The 8,937-nt window shown below is 45.4% G+C and carries 10 protein-coding genes; all 10 read left to right on the top strand.

The annotated features are described in order from the left end of the window. The first annotated feature begins 93 nt into the window (after positions 1-93). The 10 genes from cysK to lysS all read left to right on the top strand — a co-directional run bounded on the left by cysK (position 94) and on the right by lysS (position 8,632). Positions 94-1,020 carry a cysteine synthase A gene (gene cysK, locus AB5I83_RS22480; protein ID WP_448978631.1) on the top strand — a complete coding sequence of 309 codons (927 nt, stop codon included), beginning with the start codon at positions 94-96 and terminating at the stop codon, positions 1,018-1,020. Between the two features lie 155 nt (positions 1,021-1,175). Further along, entirely contained in the window at positions 1,176-2,573 is a 1,398-nt protein-coding gene (gene pabB, locus AB5I83_RS22485; protein WP_448978633.1) for an aminodeoxychorismate synthase, component I, read from the top strand. Then, entirely contained in the window at positions 2,570-3,160 is a 591-nt protein-coding gene (gene pabA / locus AB5I83_RS22490; protein WP_448978635.1) for an aminodeoxychorismate/anthranilate synthase component II, read from the top strand. Before pabB ends, pabA begins: the two co-directional genes overlap by 4 nt. Then, positions 3,160-4,035, top strand: coding sequence for an aminodeoxychorismate lyase (gene pabC, locus AB5I83_RS22495; protein ID WP_448978637.1), 876 nt, complete (start codon positions 3,160-3,162; stop codon positions 4,033-4,035). The genes pabA and pabC overlap by 1 nt, the downstream gene beginning before the upstream one ends. Then, positions 4,032-4,865, top strand: a complete 834-nt coding sequence (gene folP, locus AB5I83_RS22500) for a dihydropteroate synthase (protein WP_448978638.1) — start codon at positions 4,032-4,034, stop codon at positions 4,863-4,865. Before pabC ends, folP begins: the two co-directional genes overlap by 4 nt. Next, the gene (folB, locus tag AB5I83_RS22505) at positions 4,858-5,217 is read left to right on the top strand and encodes a dihydroneopterin aldolase (RefSeq protein ID WP_448978640.1); all 360 of its coding nucleotides are present in this window, start codon (positions 4,858-4,860) and stop codon (positions 5,215-5,217) included. Before folP ends, folB begins: the two co-directional genes overlap by 8 nt. A 2-nt stretch (positions 5,218-5,219) precedes the next feature. Continuing rightward, the gene (gene folK, locus AB5I83_RS22510) at positions 5,220-5,747 is read left to right on the top strand and encodes a 2-amino-4-hydroxy-6-hydroxymethyldihydropteridine diphosphokinase (RefSeq protein WP_448978642.1); all 528 of its coding nucleotides are present in this window, start codon (positions 5,220-5,222) and stop codon (positions 5,745-5,747) included. Continuing rightward, the gene (locus tag AB5I83_RS22515) at positions 5,699-5,902 is read left to right on the top strand and encodes a helix-turn-helix domain-containing protein (RefSeq protein ID WP_448978644.1); all 204 of its coding nucleotides are present in this window, start codon (positions 5,699-5,701) and stop codon (positions 5,900-5,902) included. The genes folK and AB5I83_RS22515 overlap by 49 nt, the downstream gene beginning before the upstream one ends. Before the next feature lie 34 nt (positions 5,903-5,936). Then, entirely contained in the window at positions 5,937-6,938 is a 1,002-nt protein-coding gene (gene dusB, locus AB5I83_RS22520; RefSeq protein WP_448978645.1) for a tRNA dihydrouridine synthase DusB, read from the top strand. Between the two features lie 209 nt (positions 6,939-7,147). Next, positions 7,148-8,632: a lysine--tRNA ligase gene (lysS, locus tag AB5I83_RS22525; protein WP_448978647.1), complete on the top strand. Its 1,485-nt coding sequence runs from the start codon at positions 7,148-7,150 to the stop codon at positions 8,630-8,632. Positions 8,633-8,937 lie beyond the last annotated feature (305 nt).

An 8,937-nucleotide genomic window follows, 5' to 3' on the forward strand; every position in this document is an offset into this window, starting at 1 on the left:
GTTTTTGTCGAAGCATACTGATTGACATAGACTTAAAGTACTGGTAAATTTTAATAAAACCAATTAAAATAGTCGGATTAAGGGGTGGGTAATTTGGTACGTATTGCAAATTCAATTACAGAGTTGATCGGCCAGACACCAATTGTGAAGCTGAACGGACTTGGTGATGACCAAAGTGCGGATGTTTATTTAAAGCTTGAATACATGAACCCTGGAAGCAGCGTCAAGGATCGTATCGCATTGGCGATGATCGAGGATGCAGAAGCAAACGGAGTCCTGAAACAAGGCGATACAATCATCGAGCCAACGAGCGGTAATACAGGAATTGGCCTTGCAATGGTGGCGGCAGCCAAAGGGTACAAGGCGATCCTCGTCATGCCTGAAACGATGAGCATGGAGCGCAGGAATCTTTTGCGTGCCTATGGTGCCGAACTCGTATTGACTCCTGGACCAGAAGGAATGGGCGGTGCCATCCGCAAAGCATCGGAACTGGCAAAGGAAAAGGGATACTTCATGCCTCAACAATTCGAGAATGAAGCAAACCCAAGCGTCCACGAAAGAACGACAGGTCCGGAAATCGTCGAGCAGATGGGTGACCAGCTTGATGCCTTCATCTCTGGCATCGGCACTGGCGGTACGATTACAGGGGCAGGAAAAGTCCTTCGTGAAAAATATAAGAATATCAAGATTATTGCAGTAGAGCCGACAGACTCCCCGGTATTATCTGGTGGAAAACCTGGACCGCACAAGATCCAGGGAATCGGCGCCGGATTCGTACCAGGCGTACTTGATACAAATGTATATGATGATATTATCAAGGTTGAGAATGAGCAGGCATTCGAATATGCTCGCCGTGCAGCAAAAGAAGCAGGCATCCTTGGCGGAATCTCATCAGGTGCAGCCATCTATGCAGCACTGGAAACAGCGAAAAAGCTGGGCAAAGGCAAAAAGGTTCTGGCAGTCATTCCTAGTAACGGCGAACGATACCTGAGCACCCCGCTTTACCAATTTGAAGAATAGATTTAGGAAGAGGCAGGCTTGAAAAAGCTTGTCTCTTTTTTATATGCCGGGAAAAACTAAAATCGACAATTTCTCTAAAAACCATCATTTTAAAAATGAAAGCGCGCCCTTCATCATGTATGATGAATAAAGAGAAAAAAATTGAGGTGAAAAACTTGCCGAACTACAGCATTCAATCAAAGTCAGTACCATATACAGCTTCACGTTTTTTTCATCAATATGATCATATAGCACAACAATATAAAGAACATGTCGTCCTCGAAAGCGGGAGAGGCGGGCGTTACAGTATCGCGGCTTTTAATCCCTGGATCGTTTTTTCGGGAAAAAATAATCAGCTGACAATCACTCAGGACGGGTCCTCAAATATCCTTGAGGGAAATCCTCTAGAGGTAATGAAGAATCAAATGGAAAAGTATCAGGTGCCTGAAGTGGAAGGCTTGCCTGATTTCCAGGGTGGTGCAATCGGCTACCTGAGCTATGATTATGCTCGCTATATCGAAAAGCTTCCGGCGCTGGCAAAGGATGATTCGGGAATTCCGGAGGTCTACTTCCAGCTATTCAAAGAGTGGTTTGTCTTTGACCACCAAACAGAGAGGCTTTGGCTGATGGCTCTGACGGAAAAGGGCCAGGAAAAGCAGTCAGAGGACAAGCTTGCTGGCTGGTTAAAGCAGTGGGAGGCTGATGTACCTGCAGTTGAAGCTGAACACAAGCCTGCAACCGATGAACTGCAAGTCTCCATGGATGAAGCTGAATTCATCGAAGCAGTAAAGAAGGTGCAGCAATACATTGCCCAGGGGGACGTCTTCCAAGTGAATCTGTCTGTCAGGCAGTCCAAACCAATTGTGACAGAAGCACTTGAGGTGTATCGCCAGCTGCGTAAGCTTAATCCATCTCCTTATATGGGGTATCTGCATACGGAAGATTTCCAGCTCGTAAGCGGTTCGCCTGAACTTTTAGCGAAAGTGAAAGGGTCAGAGGTCAGCACAAGGCCAATTGCAGGCACAAGATCGAGGGGCAGGACAGATGAAGAAGATTTACAGCTTGCCAATGAACTGATCAACAATGAAAAAGAGCGTGCCGAGCATGTCATGCTTGTCGACCTTGAAAGGAATGATCTCGGAAGGGTCTGCAAGTACGGTAGTGTCGAAGTCAATGAATTCATGGTCATTGAAAAGTATTCGCATGTCATGCATATTGTCTCCAATGTCAGAGGAGAATTGGCAGAGGGAGAAACATGGTTCGATGTCGTCAATGCGACCTTCCCAGGCGGAACGATTACTGGTGCCCCGAAGGTGAGGACAATGGAAATCATCGAAGAACTTGAGCCGGTGAGGCGCGGACCATACACTGGATCGCTCGGCTGGTTCGGTTTTAACGGCAATATGGAACTGAACATCATCATCCGGACGATGCTCATTAAGGATGGGATGGCTCATGTCCAGGCAGGAGCAGGTGTAGTCATCGATTCCATCCCTGCCAATGAATACAAAGAATCCTTAAAGAAGGCAATTGCTCTTTGGAAGGCGAAAGAGCTTGCGGAGGGTAAAGCATGATTTTGATGATTGATAATTATGATTCATTCACATATAACCTTGTTCAATATTTAGGTGAAATGGGCGAAGAGCTTAAAGTCATCCGCAATGACCAGACGTCCATCAAGGGAATCGCGGAGCTTGACCCGCAGTTCCTGATGATCTCACCGGGACCATGCAGCCCGAATGAAGCGGGCATCAGCCTGGAGGCAATCAAGAGTTTTTCAGGAAAGACGCCTATTTTTGGTGTGTGTCTCGGCCATCAGTCCATCGCCCAGGTATTTGGCGGCGATGTGGTTCGTGCGGAGCGGCTCATGCATGGAAAAACATCCATGGTCTATCATGACGGCAAGACGATTTTCGAAGGGTTGGAGAATCCATTCCCCGCGGCACGCTACCATTCGCTCATTGTAAAAAAAGAAACCCTCCCTGACTGCCTGGAGGTTTCTGCGTGGACAGAAGAAGGCGAAATCATGGCAATCCGCCATAAAACGCTGCCGGTTGAAGGTGTTCAATTCCATCCGGAATCGATTTTAACGACGCCAGGAAAGCAACTGCTTCGCAATTTCATTGCCCATTACAAGGCTGCAAGGGAAGTAAGTTTATAATGTATGTATATATGAATGGAAGATTCACGAAAAAGGAAGAGGTCAGCATCTCTCCTTTTGACCATGGATTCCTCTATGGTTTAGGTGTCTTTGAAACGTTCAGAATCTATAATGGCCATCCTTTTTTGCTGGATGATCACCTGGAGCGGCTGAATGCCAGCCTGCGTGTTATGAACATCGAAGCCGATTTCACCAGGGAGCAAAGTGTTAAGATTCTCGATGGGTTATTAGCAAAAAATAACCTTCGGGATGCTTATATTCGTTTCAATGTTTCAGCGGGGAATGGCGAAATCGGTTTGCAGACGGACAGATACCTGGAGCCGAATATAATTGTTTTTGCAAAACCTCTGCCACAAGCTGGAGAAATGAGTGAGAAAAAAGCCATGCTGCTCGGTTTGAGGAGAAACACACCCGAGGGAACAGAGCGGCTCAAGTCACATCATTATCTCAACAATGTACTAGCCAAGCGTGAGGCAGGCCCTGCAATGGATACGGAAGGTGTTTTCCTGACTAATGACGGCTTTTTGGCTGAAGGAATTGTCTCGAATATTTTCTGGTACAAGGAAGGCATTCTTTTTACGCCTGCAGTCGAGACAGGAATTCTAAATGGAATCACCCGCAGGTTTGTCATTGCACTTGCCCGCAAAGCAGGCATCGAGGTTCGTGAGGGCTTTTACAAAAAGGAAGAAGCGGAAGCCGCAGATGAAATATTCCTGACAAACTCGATTCAGGAAGTCGTTCCGGTTTCTGAGTTCGAGGGGAGAAGGTTTCCCGGGAAATCAGGAGAGCTGGCGAATCTTCTTTTTGGTGAATATGAAGCTTACCGGGAGACATTATGGAGCAGAACAACATTGGATGGAGGAGCTCGAATATGAATACCGTGATAAAGGCTGGTCCATATACACTGGACTTTACTGATAAAACATTGATCATGGGAATTTTGAATGTCACACCTGATTCTTTTTCAGACGGCGGAAAATACAACCACCTAGAAAATGCCGCTGCGCATGCTAAGCAAATGATCGCAGACGGAGCGGATATCCTGGACATCGGCGGTGAATCAACAAGGCCGGGGCATGAAAGGATTTCTGACGAAGAGGAAATCAGCAGGGTTGTGCCAGCGATAGAAGCCGTTTCGAGGGAGATTCGTGTTCCTATTTCGATTGATACCTATAAATCCAAGGTGGCCAAAAGTGCCGTCGATGCTGGTGCGGCCATTATCAATGATATCTGGGGAGCGAAGGAAGATCCGGAAATCGCTGATGTCGCAGCGGAAACTGGGGTTCCGATCATCCTGATGCACAATCGGAATGACCGCAATTATTCGAACTTCATCCGTGACGTATTGAATGATTTGTATGAAAGTATCTCGATCGCGAAAAAAGCAGGGGTAAGCGACGAGCAAATCATCCTTGACCCGGGGATCGGGTTTGCGAAAGACCTTAAGGAAAACCTAGAGATGATGCGTCACCTTGATACACTTGTATCATTAGGATATCCCGTTCTCCTTGGCACGTCGAAAAAGTCGATGATCGGCGGGGTCCTGGATCTTCCGGTGTCGGAACGTACAGAAGGTACTGGAGCGACCGTGTGTTATGGAATCCAGAAAGGCTGCCAGATCGTCAGGATCCATGATGTAAAAGAAATGTCGCGCATGGCAAAAATGATGGACGCGATGATAGGAAAGGGTGAATATCGTGGATAAAATACATGTTAACCAAATGGAGTTTTACGGGTACCATGGTGTTTTTCCTGAAGAAACAAGACTGGGTCAGCGCTTTGCAGTCAATCTGACGGTGGAACTGGACCTTTCGAAAGCGGGAAAAAGTGATGAACTGGAGCATTCCATCAACTATGCGGAGTTGTATCAAGTCTGCAAGGACATTGTGGAAGGAAAACCGTTAAAGCTTGTGGAAGCTATTGCTGAAAAAATTGCCGCAACCATTCTGGAAAGTTTTTCGCTCGTCGAAATCTGCCATGTAAAGGTCATTAAGCCTGATCCGCCGATTCCTGGGCATTATAAATCGGTCGCAGTCGAAATCACAAGGAGTAGATGACAGTGGAAAACAAAGCATATATTGCGCTAGGCTCCAATATGGGTGACCGATTCGGATATTTGACACAGGCCATCATCCTCCTGGAAAGCCATGAGAAGATTTCAGTGGTAAATACTTCTTCTGTCTATGAGACAGACCCGGTAGGATATACTGACCAGGATCAGTTTTTAAATATGGTCATTCAGGTAGAGACAAGCCTTTCCTCTTTCGAACTGCTAGATACATGCCTGGAGATTGAGTTGAAACTTGGGAGGAAAAGGGAAATAAAATGGGGTCCCAGAACTTTGGACCTTGACATTTTGCTGTTCAATCACGAGAATATTGAAACAGAGAAGCTTACAATTCCGCACCCTCGGATGGCACAACGTGCATTTGTAATCCTTCCATTGATAGAAATGGAACCGAATCTCATGCTCCCGACCATGAAGGAGCCGCTGAAAGATTGTTTACGAAGTATACCGGATAGAGAAGGAGTACGAATATGGAAGCAGAAAAATGGGGAAGACGTATTCGCGCTTATCGAAAGCTGAAGGGTTTTACACAGGAACGCTTCGCTAAAGAGCTAGGTGTATCGGTTTCCATCCTTGGAGAAATCGAACGTGGCAACAGGATGCCTGATGAAAGAATGATTGTCAAAATTGCAGAATTCCTGGGTGTCGAAATAGATGAACTAACCCCGCAGTAGGGTGTAAAGATAGATTAATTCAAAGGAGGCAGACATGCTTAAGATTGGCGATATTGAAATGAAGAACCAGGTTGTCCTTGCGCCAATGGCCGGCATCTGTAACTCAGCGTTCCGCCTGACCGTCAAAGAATTCGGCGCAGGACTTGTATGTGCTGAAATGGTCAGTGACAAAGGCATTGTTTCTCAAAACAATCGAACACTCGACATGTTATATATAGATGAACGGGAAAAGCCGCTCAGCCTGCAGATTTTTGGCAGTGAAAAAGAAATGCTTGTCCAGGCGGCGCAATACGTAGACAAAAATACGAATGCCGATATCATTGATATCAATATGGGATGTCCAGTACCGAAGATCACAAAATGTGACGCAGGTGCGAAATGGTTGCTTGACCCCAACAAAATCTATGAAATGGTAGCAGCAGTCGTAGATGCAGTTGATAAGCCAGTTACGGTAAAAATGCGCATGGGCTGGGATGACGAACATATTTTCGCCATCGAGAATGCCCGAGCTGTAGAACGTGCAGGAGGAAGTGCAGTAGCCCTTCACGGCCGTACACGTATACAGATGTATGAAGGAACAGCGAACTGGGATATCATTCGGGATGTGAAGCAGGCAATCAATATTCCTGTGATTGGGAATGGGGATGTACAGACTCCTCAGGATGCCAGGAGAATGCTTGATGAAACAGGTGCGGATGGAGTCATGATCGGACGAGCTGCACTCGGTAATCCATGGATGATCTACCGTACGGTAAACTACCTGGAAACAGGTGAATTAATGGGTGAACCAAGCGCACGCGAAAAAATCGATGTCAGCATCCTGCACCTTGACCGCTTAATTGCTTTGAAGAATGAACACATTGCCGTCCGCGAAATGCGCAAGCATGCTGCGTGGTACCTGAAGGGAATCCGCGGCAACGCAACTGTCCGTAACGGCATCAATGAATGCTCTACAAGAGACGAATTAGTCAGCTTGCTGAAAAACTTTGCGGATGAAGTGGAAGCAAAAGAGCAATTAGCCAACCAGGTTGGATAAAAATTGACATTAATCGTCACTTTTCCTATAATACCTTTAACCTTAAATGTAACTGCCAGTGGTCAAACTGGCAGTTTTTTATCTATTTGACGATTAAAAAGAGATTTTTAATGTCTGAATACGATAGTTTGTGTAAAATAATAAAAGTATCCATCAACATACTCAGGATTACATAAGAAATTTATTTTATATATTGGAGTGAAAGCGACATGAGTCATGAAGAATTGAATGACCAGCTCAGAGTCAGAAGGGACAAGATGAATTCATTGCGTGAAAAAGGCATGGATCCATTCGGAAAACGTTTTGATCGTACTCATCTGACAGAAGAACTAATTAGTGAATATGGCGAACTGGAAAAGGAAGAAATCGAAGCGAAGAGCGTTTCGGTGAAGATAGCTGGACGGATCATGACGAAGCGTGGAAAAGGAAAAGCAGGATTCGCGCATATCCAAGACCTTGCTGGCCAGATCCAGATTTATGTACGCCAGGATGCAGTCGGTGAAGAACAATACGAAGTATTTGATTCTGCTGACCTCGGTGACATTATCGGTGTCGAAGGAACGCTATTCAAAACGAAGGTTGGCGAGCTTTCAATCAAAGCTCAAGAATTTGTGTTCTTAACAAAGGCACTGCGCCCGCTTCCTGAAAAGTTCCACGGACTGAAGGATGTCGAGCAGCGCTATCGCCAGCGTTACCTTGACCTGATTACAAGCAACGACAGCAAGACGACTTTCATCAACCGTAGCCGCATCATCCAATCAATGCGCCGCTATCTTGATGGGCAGGGTTATCTTGAAGTTGAAACGCCATTGATGCACTCCATCGCTGGCGGAGCTTCTGCACGTCCGTTCATCACGCATCATAACGCGCTTGATATGCAGCTATACATGCGAATCGCAATCGAACTTCACTTAAAGCGCCTGATTGTAGGCGGTCTAGAAAAAGTATATGAGATCGGCCGTGTATTCCGTAATGAAGGTGTATCGACAAGACACAATCCGGAATTCACCATGCTTGAGCTTTATGAGGCATATGCTGACTGGAGAGACATCATGTCCCTTACTGAGAACATGGTTGCGTACATCGCTCAGGATGTTCTCGGAACAACAACAATCCAGTATGGCGAGTATGAAATTGATCTTAAGCCAGAGTGGAAGAGAGTCCATATGGTAGATGCGATCAAGGAATATACAGGAGTGGACTTCTGGCCGCAAATGAGCACTGAAGAAGCTCGTGCGCTTGCGATGGAACACGGAGTGGAAATCACCGAGCATATGCAATATGGCCACATCGTCAATGAATTCTTCGAGCAAAAGGTAGAAGAACATCTAATCCAGCCAACATTCATCTACGGCCATCCGGTTGATATTTCTCCTTTGGCTAAAAAGAATGATGATGATTCTCGCTTCACTGATCGTTTCGAATTGTTCATCGTAGCAAGGGAGCATGCAAATGCATTTACCGAGCTGAACGATCCAATCGACCAGAGAGAACGTTTTGAAGCACAGTTAAAAGAAAAAGAACAAGGAAACGATGAAGCACACGAAATGGACGATGATTTCATTGAAGCTTTAGAATATGGTATGCCACCAACAGGCGGACTGGGAATCGGGATCGACCGACTGGTTATGCTCCTGACTAATTCACCATCCATCAGGGACGTGCTATTATTCCCGTTGATGCGTCACCGTTAATAGATAGAAGTAAAGGCAAAACGGCTGAAGTCGTTTTGCCTTTTTTTATGTAGCTATTGAGATCATTCTTAAACAAGAGTAAATTCTCTTACAGAAAGATTTGGCCACAGAAATATGAATTATCTTTCTTTTAATTATGAGAATAAAAATAGCAAAAAGATATTGCTATTGCAGAATAAAGGTGCTATATTTATATCTGTTGCTACGAGCTACTTAGTTAGCAGCAAAGAAAATAAAAAAACTTATTGACATCGGGTTTTCAACCTGATAATATATAAGAGTTGCTTCTAACGGAGCAACAAAGC

This window comes from Mesobacillus sp. LC4 (assembly GCF_053543455.1).